Genomic DNA, 20,635 nt, shown 5'->3' with positions numbered 1-20,635 from the left:
GCTTTGAAAGTTGAAGGCAACGAATAACATTTCCTGTTTCGTCTGCATATAGTTGCAACTATAAAAGAGTCGGTTTGTTTTTGTTTTAACTCTAAACCGAGCTTCAGCTTTCTTTCAAATTCCTCCATCGTGAAAGAAAGCATTTTTTCACTCCAGAAATGTGGGGTAGGAATTGTTCGGAATTTGTGGCTTCGGGGGATACTTTTGTTTTAACTCTAAACCGAGCTTCAGCTTTGAAAGTAGAAGACAGTGAACAAAATTTTCTGTTGCGTTTGCATATAGTTGCAAACACAGCAAGAATCGGTTTAGAGTCAAAACTTCACCGCGTCAAAACATCACCGCATCAAAACTTCATCCGGGAGAGCAAATGCAAAAATATTATTTGTTTTCTTCCCGAAAGTATTTATCATATCTAATAAAAACAGGAGATTTCCGAATGCGCACAAAAATGATTCATCGTTCCCTCAACACTTATTTCCATATCGTAAATCATTCCATTGATAGCAGAAAACTTTTTTATGACCCTGGTGATTATAAAACCTATCTTTACTTATTTAAAAAGGAATTGGACTATAAAGTAACTGTAATTGCCTATTGCCTTATGCCCAATCATTTTCATTTTCTTTTGCGTCAAAATGCACCTGAAGCAATTAGTTCATTACTGGAAAGAACTCACAAAAGATATGCACGCTATTACAATAAAAAATATAACTTCAAAGGAAGGATATTTCGCAGTCCCTTACATCATATTGAAACACCAACGGAAAATTATCTCTTCAATGCTTGTGCCTATATTCATGCCAATCCTGTTCAGGCAGGCTTAGTAGGTTTTCCAGAAGAATGGGAATATTCCAATTTCAGGGAATATATCAGGATGCGCAAAGGGAAATTATATTCAGAACAATTCTTGATGGATTATATCGTCAATCCGGAAAAATACAGATTGAAAGTTATTGATATAGCAAGAAAAAAGTCAATGCAAAGAGCATTTGAGAAGGATAGCATTTTGTTTTGACTTACAATTTTGCCCGGAAACCGTTTTGACTCACAATTTTCACTTGCCTTCCAGAAAACCACTTCCCTCTCATTATTTCACTTTCAGCCGAGCTTTTACCTATTTCCGAATTAAAAAATTGTGAGTTAAAACAAGAACCCCGCACACTGTCAACCGAGCTACAACAAACTCACGAATTCCACGGTCACGGAAAAAATATATATTCAGCCGCTCCAGAAATGTGGGGTAGGAATTGTTCATCATTTGTGGCTTCAGGAGGTTCTTTTGTTTTAACTCTAAACCGAGCTTCAGCTTTCTTTCAAATTCCTCCATCGTGAAAGAAAGCATTTTTTCACTCCAGAAATGTGGGGTAGGAATTGTTCATCATTTGTGGCTTCAGGAGGTTCTTTTGTTTTAACTCTAAACCGAGCTTCAGCTTTCTTTCAAATTCCTCCATCGTGAAAGAAAGCATTTTTTCACTCCAGAAATGTGGGGTAGGAATTGTTCGGAATTTGTGACTTCGGGGGATACTTTTGTTTTAACTCTAAACCGAGCTTCAGCTTTGAAAGTAGAAGACAGGAAATAAAATTTCCTGTTGCCTCAAAATTTCGTTGCAACTACAAAAGGGTCGGTTTAGAGTCAAAACCTCACCGCGGCAAAATCTCGTTGCAACCACAAAAGTGTCGGTTTAGAGTCAAAACTTCACCGCGCAAAGCATATTGTCTTATCATTACGGACTTAATACTCACTTCATCCGTAATGGGTAAGCAATGGGTAAGCAATGCTATTAAGGAAGAGGTAAAGAATGTGAAAAAATATCAAGGAAAAAGACAGAAAAAAGATGATTTTCTGCTTGACATTTTTCCTTTATGCTTTATTATGTAATTGTAGTGTAAGGTAGGCAGATGTATATAGAGTGATAAAAAACAAGTGCGAGAAAGGAAGGATTATCTCTCCCAGATTACACACTTTTCATCTTGATTCCTCAGATGGAAATAGATAAGGGAAGAACAGGATTACACAGTTTTCATCTTGATTCCTCAGATGGAAATAGATAAGGGAAGAACAGGATTACACAAATTTAGAGGGACTTTTTTTTACGAGATAATGGCAAAGGAAAAAATCCTGTTGATCCAGTAGATCCAGTTATCTGTGTTCTATTTTTTGGTGAATACCGGGATCGTTATTTGTCCTCACTGCCAAACAAATTCGTAAAAAGGAAAAAAATTGAAAAAAAGATGATTTTTTGCTTGACAGGATTTTGGCTGTATAGATAGTGGTAATTGTAGTGTGATATACTATAAATGTATATAGAGTGTAATGTGCGATGAAAGTTTTTTTTACTTTTCAATAGCTGGCGCATAACCATTTTGCAAGATATGCAGAAGAAAAATGCGTAATGTCTTATTCACTTTTCAAGAGCAATTGCCGGTGAAGAGCATAATAAAAAAACACCGGATAAAGAAACAATGTCGTGCCTTAGCTTTCGGATATCCAAACCGAAACAATAGACACAATAACTTAATTTTTGTAACTTAATATCATTTCCTTTAGGAGGAATGTTATGAAGAAATTTATATTACCGCTGCTGCTGATTCTAACCGTTGGTATGCTCGCAGCGGTCGAATCAGAACCTTCCGAAGTCGTCGGATATGTTAAATATGACTGTTACACTGGCTTTAGCTATGTAGCTATACCTATGGGAGAAGGAGGAAATGCTGAAGATTTAGTATCTAGTAATATGCCTAATATTACTGCAATATTTAAATTCGTACCTTCTCTTCAGGGCTGGACATCTATAGAATATGATACAGAATTTCAAGAATGGACAGATAGTATGCCAGTGGTACCAGGAGATGTCTTATTATTAGAATGTACGGCAAACACTACTTTTTATAGCATAGGTTCTCTACCAACCAATTATACTTATAATATAACTCCAGGTTATAACTATCTTACAGTACCTGTTAATAGAGGTAATATTCAGGCAGCTGAGCAAATAGGCAATGAGATTGGTAATATTAATTCTATTTTTAGATGGCTGAATATTTCTCAGGGTTGGGAATCTATAGACTATGATAGCGAATTCATGGAGTGGACTGATACATTACCTGCTTCAATTGGCGATGTATTTCTTCTTGATAGCTCTGGAACAGCAATATGGCCTACTGCTAGCAAAACAATTAATATGAAAATATCAGGTAAAAAGTGAGGTTAAAATGAAAAAGGTATTAATAATAATTGCAATTGCTCTCTCAGTTCTCTCAATATATGCACAAACAAATACACCTCGAACCTTATATGTTCAAGCAAGAAATTCAGATAATTCAGCAGTTGCTCAAACTGATCAACAATATATTACATTTCAAGCAACAATAACTAGCAGTCCTAACACATTAACTGAATCAAGTGTCGGGTGCGGTTTTACTACTCTTGGTGGTCAAACATACTTAAAAATTCAATTAGGTAATTATACTAACCAATGGCAAAATGGAGATATTGTAACAGTTAATGCGCAGAGATCAAGTGATCAGGCAACTGGATCTTTAAATGATATAGTGTTATCTGGTACTGGTACAATATATTGGGGAAGAGGAACAGGATATCCAGGAACTCCTTTAATTTTTACTTCACTCGCTCCTACCACTCACATCATTTCCGGTGCGATAACCAGTCAATGGGATTTAAGTGAAGTAGCTATCAGTGCAACTGATATTCTACCCGCAGATATCACTTATGCTGCCGGTGCTTATTCTGTAACGGTTCCGGATGGATGGGATGGCACTGTTACTCCTTCTAAAACAGGATATATTTTTGAGCCAGCATCCAGAACTTATACAGATGTAGTTGCAGATACTCCTAATCAAGATTTCGTAATGAAAACAGTTGTAGTTCCAGGAGTACCAGCTAACCTATCCCCAAACGCCACAACCCTAACCTTCACTGAACCAACAGCAGTAACTTTAACTTGGGATGCAGTTGAAAATGCACAGGGGTATAGGTTAATCTGGAATAATGGAGAAATTCAAGATTTGCCTAATGTTCTTTCTTGGACAACTCCTACAGCTTTAGGAGCTGGAACATATACCTGGAAAGTTTGTGCCTACAATAATTTAGCAACCAAAAAAATCAATACTCCAGTGCGGGTTCAAATGAATGGTCGTAGCACTTCCACGGCAAATAGTCCCAAAGCAGATGGTGGTTGGGCTGAAGCCAGTTTTATAGTTGAAATAGAAACAATTCCTCAAAACTACGATGTGACAATCACATCAGTTCCTATTGGAGCTGCAATATATGTTGATGGATCAGATAGTGGTGCAATTACTCCTCATACATTTACTTTGGCAGCGGGAACAGGTGCAGTTTACACTGTCGTGATGGATCATTTTACTTGGAACCCAACAGAATTTGTAGTAACGAATATTTCAGAAAATATGAGTTGCAATTTTGTGGGAACACCTCATTATGATATTCCTGATGGAGTTCCTACTACCCCTCCAGGAGCTACCGTAACTGTTACAATTACAATTACCGGTGGAAATGCCAATTATGGTAGTGGAGTTCTTCCTCCCTGGGTTAATCCTTCGTTTGTAGCTGTGGAACAGTATTTCCTGAGTTTGATCGGTACCGGACCTTGGACAATCACCTTCAATACTACAGCTCCTTGGGCTGCCTATTTCTTAGGTGGAATTTGGCATGCAGTGCAAAATACTGGTGTAACCATAACCTTTACAATAGATGGAGCCAAAGATGTTCCAAATTTACCTGTAGTTTTAGGTAATGAGGATCCTACTTTGCCGGTGGAATTGAGTTATTTTGCGGCAACGCTCACAGCAGAGAATTTTGTGAATATTGCCTGGACAACTCAAACCGAAACCAATATGAATGGCTTTAATATTTATAGGAATGATGGTTCCGATAATCTTGCCAGTGCAATTCAAATTGCCTATATTCCTGCCACTAATACCAGCACCACTCAAAACTACAAACATATTGATAAAGAAGTAGAATTTGGTCATACTTATTACTACTGGCTGGAATGTGTAGAAATGAATAATCACAGCACTTTTAACGGACCTTCTCCAATTTATGTAAATGGAACAACACCTCCTATTCTTCCGGAATATACTAAAATGTATAATGCCTATCCCAATCCTTTCAGAGCCGGTAGCGGAACAACTATTGCCGTAGAAGTGAAAAAAGGTGACAGCGGAACTGTTACCATTTATAACATTCTTGGTCAAGTTGTGAAAACCTTCTCTCTAACTGAAGGAAATAATAATTTGAATTGGAATGGCCGCGACAGCAAAGGCAATCTTTGCGGAAACGGAATCTATTTCTACAAACTGAGTACGAATTCACTGAACCAGACAAAGAAGATGGTGATAGTGAAGTAACGCGTTAGAGCGTTTACACATTCGTAAAATAATATGTTCGCCCCGGAGAAAGAAACTTCGGGGCGAATTTTTGTTTTGACTCTAAACCGAGCTTCAGCTTTGAAAGTTGAAGGCAACGAATAACATTTCCTGGTGCTTCAAAATCTCGTTGCAACCGTAGAAAGGGTCGGTTTAGAGTCAAAACCTCCCCCTCTACTTGTTTTGACTTACAATTTTGCCACAGCCCTCACGGAAACCACAACCCACAATTTGTGCACACTTACAACCAAATTATTACTGGTCTCTTCATTTCAAAATTGTGAGTTAAAACAAGAAGCAAGCACACTTACAACCGAGCTATAACGAACTCACGAATTCCACGGTCACGGAAAAAAAGAAAAAGCACACTTACAACCGCGCTACAACAAACTCACGAATTCCACAATCGTGAAAGAAAGTATTTTTTCACATCAGCAAGGTGGGATTGGAATTGTTCTTGATTTGTGGCTTCGGGGGATACTTTTGTTTTAACTCTAAACCGAGCTTCAGCTTTGAAAGTTGAAGGCAACGAATAACATTTCCTGTTACCTCAAAATATAGTTGCAACCACAAAAGGGTCGGTTTAGAGTCAAAACCTCCCCCCTCTGCTTGTTTTGACTTACAATTTTGCCACTGCCCTCACGGAAACCACAACCCACAATTTGTGCACACTTACAACCAAATTATTACTGGTCTCTTCATTTCAAAATTGTGAGTTAAAACAAGAACCCCGCACACTTACAACCGAGCTATAACGAACTCACGAATTCCACGGTCACGGAAAAAAAGAAAAAGCACACTTACAACCGAGCTTCGCCAACCCCTCAAATTCCACAATCGTGAAAGAAAGTATTTTTTCACTCCAGAAATGTGGGGTAGGAATTGTTCAGAATTTGTGGCTTCGGGGGATACTTTTGTTTTAACTCTAAACCGAGCTTCAGCTTTGAAAGTAGAAGGCAACGAATAAAATTTCCTGTTACCTCAAAATATAGTTGCAACCACAAAAGGGTCGGTTTAGAGTCAAAACCTCCCCCCTCTGCTTGTTTTGACTTACAATTTTCACTTGCCTTCCAGAAAACCACATCCCTCTCATTATTTCACTTTCAGCCGAGCTTTTACCTATTTCCGAATCAAAAAATTGTGAGTTAAAACAAGAACCCCGCACACTTACAACCGAGCTTCGCCAACCCCTCAAATTCCACAATCGTGAAAGAAAGTATTTTTTCACATCAGCAAGGTGGGATTGGAATTGTTCTTGATTTGTGGCTTCGGGGGGTACTTTTGTTTTAACTCTAAACCGAGCTTCAGCTTTGAAAGTAGAAGGCAACGAATAACATTTCCTGTTACCTCAAAATATAGTTGCAACCACAAAAGGGTCGGTTTAGAGTCAAAACCTCCCCCCGATGCTTGTTTTGACTTACAATTTTCACTTGCCTTCCAGAAAACCACATCCCTCTCATTATTTCACTTTCAGCCGAGCTTTTACCTATTTCCGAATCAAAAAATTGTGAGTTAAAACAAGAACCCTGCACACTTACAACCGAGCTATAACGAACTCACGAATTCCACAATCGTGAAAGAAAGTATTTTTTCACATCAGCAGGGTTGGATTGGAATTGTTCTTGATTTGTGGCTTCGGGGGGTACTTTTGTTTTAACTCTAAACCGAGCTTCAGCTTTGAAAGTTGAAGGCAACGAATAAAATTTCCTGTTACCTCAAAATATAGTTGCAACCACAAAAGGGTCGGTTTAGAGTCAAAACCTCATCGCGTCTGCATATAGTTGCAACGATGCTTGTTTTGACTTACAATTTTGCCACTGCCATCACGGAAACCACAACCCTCAATTTGTGCACACTAACAACTATCTTTCAACTGGTCTCCAAACTTCAAAATTGTGAGTTAAAACAAGAACCCTGCACACTTGCAACCGAGCTACAATAAACTTACGAATACAACGGTCACGGAAAAAAAGAAAAAGAAAACTGGCAACCGAGCTACAATAAACTCACGAATTCCACAATCGTGAAAGAAGGTATTTTTTCACATCAGCAGGGTTGGATTGGAATTGTTCTTGATTTGTGGCTTCGGGGGATACTTTTGTTTTAACTCTAAACCGAGCTTCAGCTTTGAAAGTAGAAGGCAAAGAACAAAATTTTCTGTTGCGTCAGAATTTCGTTGCAAACACTACAGGGTCGGTTTAGAGTCAAAACCTCCCCCCTCTGCTTGTTTTGACTTACAATTTTCACTTGCCTTCCAGAAAACCACATCCCTCTCATTATTTCACTTTCAGCCGAGCTTTTACCTATTTCCGAATCAAAAAATTGTGAGTTAAAACAAGAAGCAAGCACACTTACAACCGAGCTACAATAAACTCACAAATCCCACAATCGTGAAAGAAGGTATTTTTTCACATCAGCAGGGTTGGATTGGAATTGTTCTTGATTTGTGGCTTCGGGGGGTACTTTTGTTTTAACTCTAAACCGAGCTTCAGCTTTGAAAGTTGAAGGCAACGAATAAAATTTCCTGTTACCTCAAAATATAGTTGCAACCACAAAAGGGTCGGTTTAGAGTCAAAACCTCATCGCGTCTGCATATAGTTGCAACGATGCTTGTTTTGACTTACAATTTTGCCACTGCCATCACGGAAACCACAACCCTCAATTTGTGCACACTAACAACTATCTTTCAACTGGTCTCCAAACTTCAAAATTGTGAGTTAAAACAAGAACCCTGCACACTTGCAACCGAGCTACAATAAACTTACGAATACAACGGTCACGGAAAAAAAGAAAAAGAAAACTGGCAACCGAGCTACAATAAACTCACGAATTCCACAATCGTGAAAGAAAGTATTTTTTCACTCCAGAAATGTGGGGTAGGAATTGTTCAGAATTTGTGGCTTCGGGGGATACTTTTGTTTTAACTCTAAACCGAGCTTCAGCTTTGAAAGTAGAAGGCAGTGAATAACATTTCCTGTTACCTCAAAATATAGTTGCAACCACAAAAGGGTCGGTTTCTTTTGTTTTAACTCTAAACCGAGCTTCAGCTTTGAAAGTAGAAGGCAACGAATAACATTTCCTGTTACCTCAAAATATAGTTGCAACCACAAAAGGGTCGGTTTAGAGTCAAAACTTCACCGCGATTAAATCGTGAATTTTCCGAGGGGCTTACGCCGCCATCGCTATCATTGTGTCGCCCTAAGGGGCTTTTGGCAAAGGGGAAGATAAAAGGAAAAAGGATCTCGGGGTTTTCATTTTCCGAGGGGCTTACGCCACCATCGCTATTATTGTTTCGCCCTACGGGCTTTAAGGTATCTCAACCATTTAAACCTTCTCAACCCACCCAACCTTCTAAACTTTCTCAACCTTCTCAACCTTCTCAACTTTCTCAACCTTCTCAACCTTCTCAACCATCTCAACCATATTTTCTTCATTCGTTCTTGACAAAATCTCTTTCTTTTTTTGCTTGGTAAGAAAATAGTGGAGCGGTGCGATGGAAAACCGGATTTATGAATACTTAAGTGTATTCATAATGGCGTGGCTATTTGTGTATGGTTTAACGCCTTTTATCATTCGTTTGGCAAGTGCTTTGAACTTCGTAGACAAGCCCGAAGCGCGTAAAATACACTTGAAAAACATCCCTCTTTTAGGAGGTTTGAGTGTAGCCACCGGTTTTGTATTGCTTTGCATTTATGATGTTTTAATTACTCCGGGTCGTTATTTGGACAAGCCGATGCTGGGTTATTTAGCCGGTTCTATAATAATTGTTTTAATAGGGATAATAGATGATCACAAGGGAATGAAACCAGCGGTAAAATTGGCAGGTCAGATAGCGGTAAGTTTACTATTTATAGGCACGAATTTTACCATCGGCGAATTGGGATTGATGTTTGGCAGCATATATCTTTCCTTGCCCATTATGTTACTTTGGATGGTAGGGCTGATGAATGCGCTGAATTTTTTGGATAATATGGATGGTATTATAAGTGGAATGGCAGGCATTTTGGGGCTGGGTTTTTTTGCTTTTGCTTTGGTCAATACGACGCAGGCAAATCAGGAAGCAATGGCTTTAATGGCTTTGATTGCTCTTAGTTTTGCGGGTTCTACTTTTGGTTTTCTGCCCTATAATTTTAATCCGGCGCGCATTTTTTTAGGTGATGCGGGCAGTATGTTTATCGGTTATTTTTTATCCTCAATGGGGATTTTGATGGCTCGTTATGCTGCTAATCGTTATAATGACAGGTTTTTCTATTTATTACCGGTGCTTTTGCTTTCTTATGCTATTTTTGATATTTCTTTGGTAAGTTACACCCGCAGAAGGGATGGAAGGCAAGTTACACAAGGTGGAAGAGATCATAGTACGCACAGGATGAATACTATTTTGGGCTCAGTTAAAATTACCGCCATTATGATTTATACCATCAATGTGCTGATAGCGTTAACCTCAATAATTATTTTCAGAATTGGCAATCGGCATTTACTGATTATAACGACTGTTATCTTTGCGGGATTCTTTTTATTTATTGGACGCAAGCTGGATAAAGTGCCAATTGTAGTTCCGGCAAACCAGCAAAAACACAAAAAGGAGTAAATATGGAACTGACTATTTTAGGTTCGGGACCGGGTTTGCCACAACTTGATAAACATCTTTCCAGTATTCTTATTCGGAAAGAGAATAATTTAATTCTGGCTGATTGTGGAGATAGCTGTGCTCATCGTTTACTGGAGCATAAAGTTGCTGCCGAAGAGCTGGATGCCATTTTTATTACGCATTATCATCCCGATCACCTTGATGGTCTATTTATGGTTTTGCAAATGTTATACCTGCAAAATAGAAAGCGTGATCTTTTGCTATTTTTACCAGAGCGTCCTGCTTCCTTTCTGGAAATCTTACAATTGATGTATACCTACCCTCAGAAATTCGGTTTTAATTTGTTAATTCGGGATATAGAACAAGCGGAGCTATATTTTGATTGGATTTATGCCGTGCCCAATGATCATTTGTATCGGTATGCATCTATAATCAGTGAATATAAATTGCCCAATCAGATGAAATCCTGGTCACTTTGTTTTACCGGAAAACAGGGAAAATTTGTTTATACCAGTGATATAGAGACCACCGATTGCATTATGGATACATTAAAAGAGGCACATACCGTTTTAGTAGATGCGGGTCATCCTGAAGCGGAACAGATAATAAAACTGAAATATACTGCCATAAAGAAAATAATCCTCACCCATGGAATAACCCCGGAATTGGAAAACCGGAAAGAGGAACTGAATCCTGAGGTATTTGAATTCGCCAGGGAAGATGTTGTTTACCAGATATAAAATAATTCTCCTGCTACTTATAGTAATAATTCTTAGCGGCTGCGAAATTAACCGCTTAAGAAGTGCGGAAGAGTTATACCAGAAAAATCTTTACGCAGCAGCAATTGTGGAATTGGATGATTTGATTGCTAATGCTGAAAATAGAGCTATTGCCACCCGGGCTGAAATAGTGCGTTCCAATTGTTATTCTGCCTTAGCGGAAGCAGCTGTAGAGAAAAAGAACTGGCCCCTGGCAATTCGTTTTTTCAAGCTGGCAAATTCGGATTCCGCCAATTTGCGTCTGGCAGAAATTTATCGTGACCTTGCTATGGAAGCGGAAAAAGAAGGTAACCGGATAGTAAGCAAGAGCTATCTGGATGCTATAATTAGAGAGGTTCCGGAAAGTCCTTTAATTCCTGAAGTGCTTTATCGCAGAATTGGATATTTTTTAGATGTGAAGGCAGATAATGAATCAGCTTGGAATGATTATATGCGCCTTTTTGATAACTATCCCAATAGTCCTTATGAAATTCTGGCACGAAATTATGTAATGCGTTTTATACCGGGAAAATTGAAATATGCTGAGGTCTTAACAGAACAGGGCTACTATGCCGATGCCTTAAAAGAGCTATTTGAAATTTCCAAATATCCGGTTGTAGATATGAACCAGGTGAATAAACTGATTTCGGATGTTTATGAGAAACAGGCAGAAGAACTGCTTAGCCAACAGGATTATATAGAAGCAGACCGTTTGTTTAGAATTGCAATGCAATATTATCCCCAGAAAAAGGAGAGCATTATTCATCGCCTGGAATCCATCACTAATCTCTTTATCCAAAAAGGAAACAGTTTACTGGAAGCAGGTGATTTTCAAGGTGCTTTAGTGCATTATCGTAAGACCTTTGAAATTATTCCCGATTATCCTCCTGCCCTGGAGGCAATAGACCGTTTATTTACAATTCAGGAAAATATCCGCAAAGCCGCTGATCTTTATAAACAGGGTGAACAACTGGAAGCAACGGGTAAACTGAATGAAGCATTGCAGGCATATAATTCTGCCTATGCTTTAGACCCCAAACCGGAATATAAACAAAAGGCAAATTTAGTTCAGAATATGATTGAGGCAAACAAGAATCCTGCTGCTTTTGCCCGTAAAATTATTACTGAATACAAAGGTGGATTATTAACTAACCGTATACAAAATCAAAAGAAGGAATTGCTGAAACGCTATAAGGAATACGAAATTCAAGATAGTGGATGGAAATTGATGCTTTCTACAGGACAATATAAATATGAGGCACGCTACGATTTGCTTACCCCTAATGAGACCTATTTGTATGTGTGGCAAATAAATCTAAGAGATAGAAGTATTATACCTTTAAACAAGCTTTCTGAGGCATTGATGCAATGAAAGCAAGAACTAAAATCTTCCTCTTCCTTTTGTTGTGCATTATTTGCGGAACAACGGCTCTTCCCCTAAAGGCACAGAGCTTTGATATTAAGGCATTTTCCGATACTACAAAATACGGCTGGAAAAATTATCTGGATAGAAATGCCTACCGGCAGGACTTGAAACAAAGGCAGGACTTATTACAGATTTATGAACTGGAAGCTCAACCTTTAAACACAAATATTCTTAAATCTGCTATTATTCCCGGTTGGGGACAATTTTCAGCTAAAGAAAGCACAAAAGGAACTGTTATTTTAGGCACAGAAATAGTGCTGGCAGGAACTTCTTTCTATTTTCTGGATAGAGCTTTAAGTAAATATAAGCTATATAAACAGGCAACTCAGGTAGATGAAATAGAAAGGTATTATAAGGATGCTCAGGTTCCCTATCAATATTCCTTTATCCTGATGGGTGCTGCAGGAATTATTTGGGCTTATAATATCTTTGATGTAATTCAATCCACGCAGGATTATAATGTCCGTTTATGGGAGGAAATTATGGAACGCAGTAAAAGCGGTCCTGTAAATATTACGCCTACAGGAATAGAAGTGAGGTTTTAAATGGTGAAACACTTGGCAAAAATAATAATCCTCATTATGCTGATTACTTTGATTGCCTCCTGCAGTTTGAAACGCAGCAATCCTCTTGATCCTAATGGCAATGGAGATATTACAGTTCCGGAACCGGTTACGGGAATTTCTCATACTACTTCATCACAACATCAAAATCCCTGCTGGGTAAATATAAAATGGGTAGCTAATAGTGCATCCAACACAGATGGATATTTTATTTACAGGGGAATGGGCTATTATTCCTCTTATGCCTTAGTCGGTGATGTAAAAACTAACGAATTTATGCATAGCAGTGCTGATGACCCTTCAGTTCAACCTAAAATAGATTTTTATTATCGGATTTCTGCTTATAAAATATATCCAGAGGGCAAACTGGAAGGGCGTAGGTCAGAACCCTATTGGGTTCGTATTCCTTAGCTATGAACAATAACTTTTATGCTTCCCAACTGAACGAAAGGCAGTTGGAAGTTGTTACCGATACAGAAAATCCGGTCTTAGTTTTAGCGGGAGCCGGTTCCGGAAAAACACGCTCGCTAATCTACAGGACTGCTTATCTCATTAAGGAAAAACAGGTGCATCCTTGGAATATATTGATTGTTACTTTCACTAATAAAGCAGCTCGGGAATTGCAGGAACGCCTGGAAAAATTACTGAATATCCCGGTAAGGTCATTATGGGTAGGGACTTTTCACGCAATTTGCTGTCGCATTTTACGCTTTGAAAGTGCTCATCTGCCTTTTAACGCCAATTTTTCCATTTACGATGAAGATACCCAAAAGTCCCTTTTGAAGAAGATTTACAAGGAATATGGCTTTGATAAACAGAGCTTTCCTATTAACAATATATTAACTCGCATCAGCCGATATAAAAACAAACTGATGCTGCCGGAAGATATTAAATTTCAGGGGGAAGATAAAGATAGCGAATTTGCCACTTTTTTGAATATTTACCGGCTTTATCAGCAACAACTTCTGCTTAATCAGGCATTGGATTTTGACGATATTTTGCTGTGGACAGCTAAACTTTTGCTGAATAATAACACAGTGCGAGAAAAATACCGCGCTCAATTTCAATATGTGATGATTGATGAATATCAGGATACCAATAAAGCGCAGTTTGAAATAGTGCATCAAATTGCCGGAGGCCATCAAAGGGTTTGCGTTGTAGGAGATGATGATCAGGCAATTTACAGCTTTAGGGGTGCAAGTTTACGCAATATTCTGGAATTTGAAAAGGATTATAATTCGGTGCATAGCATTCGTCTGGAACAAAATTACAGAAGCACAGGCAATATTTTAGCTTTAGCCAATGCCGTTATAGCCAATAACCGAAGAAGACACAGTAAAGAGCTTTGGAGTGAACTTCCTGTTGGTGATAAACCCGTTCTTGCTGTTTATGAAAACGAAATTGAGGAAGCAAACAGAATTACCGATGCCATTCTTAAACTGCAGAGAAAAGGAATTCCTTTACGCGAAATAGCTGTTTTATATAGAACCAATGCGCAGTCCCGGGTTTTTGAAAGTGCCTTAATTCAGGCAGAAATTCCTTACAGCATCGTGGGAGGTGTGCAATTCTATCAGCGCAAGGAAATTAAAGACCTACTGGCATATTTATATGTTTTAAGTAATCTGAATGATAACGAATCCCTTTTACGCATTATCAATGAGCCAGCAAGGGGAATTGGACAAACAAGTATTAACCGTTTGATCGGTTTTGCCAATAAAACGCGGATTTCTCTTTTCAGCGCTATTCAAAATGTGGAGGCAATTGAAGAACTGGGAAATCCGGCTAAAAAGAGAATCAGTGAATTTTGCCTGATGCTGGAAAGATGGCAGCAAAGCGTTTCCCGCAAACCTGCTTTGGAAATGGTGAAAACAATTGTGGAAGAATTGGAATTGATTAGCCATTATCAGAATAGTAATGATCCTCAGGATATTGCCCGAGCGGAAAACCTGGTGGAATTTGTAACTTCCGTTAGTGAATTCAGTGAGCATTTTTATCAGGAAAATGAAAGGGAACCGTTAATTGCTGACTATTTGCCCTATGTAGCTTTGCAAACGGATTTGGATAGAGTGAAAGAAAATATGGATTCCATTCGCTTGATGACTTTGCACAATGCCAAGGGCTTGGAATTTGAAGCAGTTTTTATTGCTGGCTTGGAAGATGAACTTCTCCCTCACAGAATGTGTATGAATAATCAGGATAGCATTGAAGAGGAAAGACGCCTGTTTTATGTAGGCATTACCAGAGCAAAGAACTATCTGCATTTAAGTTATACAAAAAGCCGACGCCTGTATGATACCTTCTATTTTCCTGTCCCAAGTCAATTTTTGACAGAAGTGGATTCCCGATTATTTTATCATTCGGATGGTGACTTTGGCATTGCTCAACCACCGAAAAGAATAAAGAAAACGAATAAAGTGATCACCGAAAGCCAGAAATATTATAAAATCGGACAAAAGGTCTTTCATCCGGAATACGGATTAGGAGTTATTTTAAGCGTAGATGGTGAAGGAGAGGATGCACGACTCACAATATCTTTTGGAAATAGATTGGCAAAAATAATAGGAAGATATTTAATGAAGAATGAAGAATGAAAGAGGGTTGAGAAGGTTGAGAAGGTTGAGAGGGTTTAGATGGTTGAGATGGTTGAGATGGTTTAGAAGGTTGAGATGGTTGAGAGGGTTGAGAAGGTTGAGAAGGTTTAGAGGGTTGAGAAGGTTTAGAGGGTTGAGATGGTGTAGAGGGTTGAGATGGTGTAGAGGGTTGAGAGAGTTGAGATGGTTGAGAGGGTTGAGAAGGTTGAGAAGGTTTAGAGGGTTGAGATTTTTTTATGCCCATAAAGGCAACACAATGTAATATTATAAACAAAAATCTGCGTAATCTGCGGAATCTGCGTGAAATGATCTGCGGAATCTGCGGGAAATAATCTGCAGGAACTAATCTTCGGGAACTAAATTTTTCCCCCTGTGTTATACTTGAAATCGGTGAGAGACAATGCTCTACGCTAAAATAGAAGAGATATTAGCCCAAAGTAAATTTATGCAAAGGGTGCTCAAGCTTCCCTTAAAAGATAGGTCTATTCAAATTTACCACCTCAATCAAAGTGCCCGGGCATTATTAGCAGTTCATTTATGGAAACATACTGGAAAAAATATAATCCTTGTTTCTCAGGATGATATCATAGCAGAGGATATTTGGGATGACCTCTGTGTGCTTATCGGAAAGGAAAATGCACATTATTTGCCCGATTATGAGATTTTGCCCTATGAAGAACGTTCTCCGCATTACAGTATTCGGGCAACGCGAATGGAGACCTTTCTTGCTACCCTTAATAATGATAAAAGTGCTATTTATTCGCTTTCGGCAAGAGCTTTAGGACGCTATTTACCTGCCCAAAAATTCCTCTCCCGTCATATTTTACATCTCAAACAGGGTATGGAATGTGAGCCCGACACCTTACTTCACAATTTATACGATATGGGTTATGAAATTCAATACCAGGTTAGCAAGGTCTTTCAGGCAGCAAAAAGAGGCGGTATTATAGATATTTTTTCACCTCCGCTAACTAATCCTGTGCGTTTGGAATTTTGGGGAGATGAAATTATTGGAATGCGTGTTTTTTCTGTTACTACACAGCGAAGTTTGGAACAATACTTAACGGAACTGACAATTTTACCTGCCAGGGAACTTTCTTTAAGTGATGTTGATAGTGGTTCACCAATAATTGCCAAAATTCGGAATCAGGGTTTCTTTGAAGGAATTGAAAATTATTATGCCTTGCTATGTAATGAATTACAGACCTTTGCCGATTACTTTGAAAAGGATAATCGCATTCTGGTTTGGAACAATTTTTACTATCTTCAGGAAGAGTATGAAACCCTTTTTGAGCAAGCACTTACCACCTGGCAAAAAGAAGCCAAAATTCAAGGTCAGGGAAGAGTTCCGCGCCCGGAACAAATGTTTGCCGATTGGGATGTTTTAACAGAATTGAAAGAGAAAAGTGAAAAACTTTACCTTTCTCAAAGTGAATTTGAACTCTCCTTCCCCACTTTAAATATGCGTGCTCCTTTTGCAAGTCAACCCAATTTTGAATCCGATTTGGGGCTGCTGGCAGAAACCCTTTTTTCCAGAAACAAAGAGGGCTGGCAGAATATTTTACTTTTTGATAATCAAAGCCAGGCAAAGCGTATGCAGCAAAGTATTGGCAAAATTCCTTTTACTGAGTTCTTCGGAGTTTTGCACGAGGGCTTTTCCCTGGAAGATTGCCATCTAAATTTATGGACCGATCACGAAATCTTTAATCGTTATAAAAGCAGACGCTATACTCCCCGTTATGCACCTGGAGAAACCATTGTAAATTATGAAGACCTCAAGCCAGGGGACTATGTTGTGCATATAGATCACGGTATTGGTGTTTTTGAAGGACTGAAAATAATCCGTTTGGACGGTTCTGATGTTGAATGCCTGGTTTTGCGTTATGCTAATGATGATCGGGTTTATGTTCCTACTTATCAGCTTTCTCTGGTAACCAAATATGTAGCGGAAGAAAGTACCAAACCGGTTTTAAACAAACTTGGCAGTTCCAAATGGAATAATACTAAGCGAAAAGCTGCTCAACAAATTGAACTTATTGCAGCCGATATTGTTAAGCTATATGCAGAAAGAAGTTCACGCCTTGGCATTGCTCATCAACCGGATACCGAATGGCAAAAGGAATTGGAGGATTCTTTTATCTATGAGGATACACCCGATCAAAGCAAAGCCACGAAAGAAATTAAAGAAGATATGGAACTTCCGGCACCGATGGAACGACTACTTTGCGGAGATGTTGGTTTCGGAAAAACGGAAGTTGCTATCCGAGCTGCATTTAAAGCTGTCTGCAGTGGCTATCAGGTTGCCGTTTTAGCACCTACAACTTTATTGGTAGAACAGCACTATAGGGTTTTTAGAGAACGCTTGGCTCAGTATCCTGTAAAAATTGTAATGTTTAGCCGCTTTAGGAAAAACACCGCTATGAAAAAAGACCTTTTAGGTCTTAAAAGTGGCTCTATTGATATCGCCATCGGAACCCATCGTTTGCTTTCCAAAGATGTTCAATTCAAGAAATTGGGACTTTTAATTATTGATGAGGAACATCGTTTCGGAGTGCGTCATAAAGAAAAACTAAGAGCCCTCCAAAGCAATGTGGATACACTTTATATGAGCGCAACTCCCATTCCGCGAACTTTGAATATGGCACTTTCCAAACTGAAAGAAATTTCCCTGATGCAGACCTCGCCGAAAGAAAGATTACCGGTTCGGACTATTATTACCCCACGGGATATGGAAGTAATCAAAGATGCTATCAGAAGAGAAATTGACCGGGGTGGACAGGTTTTTTTCATTCATAACCGTGTGCAGACAATTGAAACAGTGGCAACGGAATTAAGAAACGCAATGCCTAAAGTTCGTTTTATTGTAGGTCATGCCCAAATGCCGGAACAACAACTGGAAAGGGTAATGGCTGACTTTTGGGCAAAGGAATATCAGGTGCTAATTTCTACTACTATCATTGAAAACGGTATTGATATCCCTAATGCTAACACGATTTTAATAGATAATGCCGAAACATTCGGTTTGGCACAACTTTATCAAATGCGCGGCAGAGTAGGAAGAAGTAACCGAAGAGCTTATGCCTATCTGCTTATTTCCAAAGGAACTACAACAGTTGCCAGAAAACGCTTGGAGGCATTGACCCAATATGATTATTTGGGTGCCGGCTTTCAAGTTGCCTTACGAGATTTGGAATTAAGAGGTGCGGGAACCATTTTGGGAACTAAACAAAGCGGAATTATTCAGGCAATTGGCTTTAACTATTATAATCGCATTCTGGCTAATGCCATTCAAGCTGTGGAAAAAGGCGAAACAATCAAATTATTTAATGATGAATCACCGGATACAAGAAGAAAAGTGAGAACCGAAATAGACCTCTATTTTCCACCCGATTATATTGATGACGATGAAGAACGCCTGCGTATTTACAAACGCTTAAGCGAATTGGAAACGCTGGAAGATATAAATAATTTGGAAGTGGAACTTTTAGACCGCTTCGGACCTTTGCCAGAACAGGCAAGTTGGCTTCTGAACTATTTCCAGCTGAGCCAATTAGCTAAAAAATTGTCTTTAAAGGACTGCCAGGTTAAACACGATAGCTTTATTATGGAATTTGACGCTAAAAAATTACCTTCTCAAGAACAATTGCTCCATTTTACTACCAAAATTAAACAACCGCTGCGCTTTGAAGCAGGAAAAAACCTAAAAGTTATTATTGATTTAGACCCCGAAGCAAGCTATCTACAACAGTTTGAAACGGCGATAGAAATCCTGAAAATATGGTAACTTGCAAGGGGATTTTTACACCGAAGACACCGAGAGATGTTATTTTACAAAGAGAAAAGAGAGAAAGAGAAAAATTGAAAATTGAGAATGAAAAGAGTTGAGAGGGTTGAGATACATTAAAAGCCCCCAGGGCGAAACAACGATGTAGAAGGGTGCGTAAGCCCCTCGTAAAATAAGGTTGAGAGAGTTGAGAAGGTTGAGAGGGTTGAGAAGGTTGTTTCTATTTTAACTCACATTTTTTAGGTTAGGAAACCAGTTAAAATGCGGTTGTAAGTGAGATAGTTTGTAAATTGTGGTTTTCTGGAAGGCAGATAAAATTGTAAGTCCAAATTTTCTCTGTTGAAACATCGTGAATTTGACGAGGGGTTTACACACCCTTCTACATCATTGTGTCGCCCTGACGGGCTTTTGGGAACAGGAAAAAAAAGAAATTAGTGATTGTGTTTTCATTTTAACGAGGGGCTTACGCCACCATCGCTATCATTGTATCGCCCTTCGGGCTTTCAAGGAATTAAAAAATCTCAACCTTCTAAACCCTCTCAACTTTCTAAACCTTCTCAACCCTCTAAACCTTCTCAACCATCTCAACCCTCTCAACCTTCTAAACCCTCTCAACTTTCTAAACCCTCCCAACCCTCTCAACTTTTTTCATTCTCAATTCTTCTCTTTTCCTCTTTGTAAAATGAAATCTCTTGGTGTCCTCCGTGTTTTCGGTGTAAAAAACAAAAATCCTTGACATAGCAGGCAGAACAAATTTTGTGACTTTACCTATATAAATGCATATATATTCAAGGAGATAGAGAAAAAATGAAACGCACTTACCAGCCCTCAAACAGATCACGCAAAAATACTCACGGTTTTCGCAGTCGGATGGCGACAAAAAATGGACGCAAAGTTTTAGCTCGTAGAAGAGCAAAAGGAAGAAAGACATTAACAGTATAACTTTATGTTGCAATGGATTACTTCACACAATGAATATGCTGAATTTTTTAAGCCGGATTTTATGATCAGGTCTTCCTATTTTTATGTGCCTGGATTATACAGAGAAGGTGAAATGGCAGTGGGCATCACTATCAGCAATAAGGTGGGCAAAGCCGTTAAAAGAAATTTACTTAAACGCAGAATCAAATCCTGGTTGCGTGCCAATCAGGACAAAATACCTGTTGGTTACCGGTTTAATCTGATAGCCAGAAGTGGAGCTACTGAATTAGAATGGCAGGAATTATCCCGAGAATTAACAAACATAATAGCACAGCTGAACATACAAACAAGGTCTTGAGACAGATTTTACATTTTCCGAATCTGCTTTTTTTAGCCCTCATTCGGTTTTATCAGCTTGCCTTATCTCCTTTTTTACCAGCCAGTTGCAGATTTGAACCAAGCTGTAGTGTTTACAGTTATGAGGCATTTAAAAAATACAATTTTTTTAAGGCATTTTATTTAACCGCCTGGCGTATTTTGCGTTGTAATCCTTTTCACAAGGGCGGTTACGACCCACTTCCCTAAAGGACAA

At 38.8% G+C, this 20,635-nt stretch carries 13 protein-coding genes; all 13 read left to right on the top strand.

All coding sequences use genetic code 11. From position 1 onward, the window contains the following. The first annotated feature begins 436 nt into the window (after positions 1 to 436). The 13 genes from CLOAM_RS02665 to yidD all read left to right on the top strand — a co-directional run bounded on the left by CLOAM_RS02665 (position 437) and on the right by yidD (position 20,628). Positions 437 to 1,015: a transposase gene (locus CLOAM_RS02665; protein WP_052293572.1), complete on the top strand. Its 579-nt coding sequence runs from the start codon at positions 437 to 439 to the stop codon at positions 1,013 to 1,015. Between the two features lie 1,543 nt (positions 1,016 to 2,558). Next, on the top strand, positions 2,559 to 3,206 hold the full coding sequence (locus CLOAM_RS02655) for a hypothetical protein (RefSeq protein ID WP_015424311.1): 648 nt from the start codon (positions 2,559 to 2,561) through the stop codon (positions 3,204 to 3,206). A 7-nt stretch (positions 3,207 to 3,213) separates the two neighbouring features. After that, the gene (locus tag CLOAM_RS02650) at positions 3,214 to 5,391 is read left to right on the top strand and encodes a T9SS type A sorting domain-containing protein (protein ID WP_015424310.1); all 2,178 of its coding nucleotides are present in this window, start codon (positions 3,214 to 3,216) and stop codon (positions 5,389 to 5,391) included. Positions 5,392 to 8,902: 3,511 nt separating this feature from the next. Continuing rightward, positions 8,903 to 10,000, top strand: coding sequence for an MraY family glycosyltransferase (locus tag CLOAM_RS02640; protein WP_015424309.1), 1,098 nt, complete (start codon positions 8,903 to 8,905; stop codon positions 9,998 to 10,000). A 2-nt stretch (positions 10,001 to 10,002) separates the two neighbouring features. Further along, positions 10,003 to 10,740, top strand: coding sequence for an MBL fold metallo-hydrolase (locus CLOAM_RS02635; RefSeq protein ID WP_015424308.1), 738 nt, complete (start codon positions 10,003 to 10,005; stop codon positions 10,738 to 10,740). Next, positions 10,721 to 12,130, top strand: coding sequence for a tetratricopeptide repeat protein (locus CLOAM_RS02630; protein WP_044278844.1), 1,410 nt, complete (start codon positions 10,721 to 10,723; stop codon positions 12,128 to 12,130). The genes CLOAM_RS02635 and CLOAM_RS02630 overlap by 20 nt, the downstream gene beginning before the upstream one ends. After that, entirely contained in the window at positions 12,127 to 12,729 is a 603-nt protein-coding gene (locus tag CLOAM_RS02625; protein WP_015424306.1) for a hypothetical protein, read from the top strand. Before CLOAM_RS02630 ends, CLOAM_RS02625 begins: the two co-directional genes overlap by 4 nt. Then, positions 12,730 to 13,158, top strand: coding sequence for a hypothetical protein (locus CLOAM_RS02620; RefSeq protein WP_044278843.1), 429 nt, complete (start codon positions 12,730 to 12,732; stop codon positions 13,156 to 13,158). 2 nt (positions 13,159 to 13,160) lie between these two features. Next, a complete protein-coding gene (locus CLOAM_RS02615) occupies positions 13,161 to 15,338 on the top strand; it encodes an ATP-dependent helicase (RefSeq protein ID WP_044278842.1) in 2,178 nt (725 codons plus the stop codon). 400 nt (positions 15,339 to 15,738) lie between these two features. After that, complete coding sequence (mfd, locus tag CLOAM_RS02610) at positions 15,739 to 19,122, top strand: transcription-repair coupling factor (protein WP_015424303.1); 3,384 nt, start codon at positions 15,739 to 15,741, stop codon at positions 19,120 to 19,122. Positions 19,123 to 19,929: 807 nt separating this feature from the next. Continuing rightward, positions 19,930 to 20,064: a 50S ribosomal protein L34 gene (gene rpmH, locus CLOAM_RS09225; RefSeq protein WP_015424302.1), complete on the top strand. Its 135-nt coding sequence runs from the start codon at positions 19,930 to 19,932 to the stop codon at positions 20,062 to 20,064. A 4-nt stretch (positions 20,065 to 20,068) separates the two neighbouring features. Further along, positions 20,069 to 20,401, top strand: coding sequence for a ribonuclease P protein component (gene rnpA / locus CLOAM_RS02605; protein ID WP_044278841.1), 333 nt, complete (start codon positions 20,069 to 20,071; stop codon positions 20,399 to 20,401). Then, positions 20,398 to 20,628 carry a membrane protein insertion efficiency factor YidD gene (gene yidD / locus CLOAM_RS09220; RefSeq protein WP_015424301.1) on the top strand — a complete coding sequence of 77 codons (231 nt, stop codon included), beginning with the start codon at positions 20,398 to 20,400 and terminating at the stop codon, positions 20,626 to 20,628. The genes rnpA and yidD overlap by 4 nt, the downstream gene beginning before the upstream one ends. The last annotated feature ends 7 nt before the right edge of the window (positions 20,629 to 20,635 follow it).

It is taken from the genome of Candidatus Cloacimonas acidaminovorans str. Evry (assembly GCF_000146065.2).
Lineage (GTDB): Bacteria > Cloacimonadota > Cloacimonadia > Cloacimonadales > Cloacimonadaceae > Cloacimonas > Cloacimonas acidaminivorans.
Note: the sequence above shows the minus strand (reverse complement) of the source record. Positions and strands in the feature narration are given on the sequence as shown.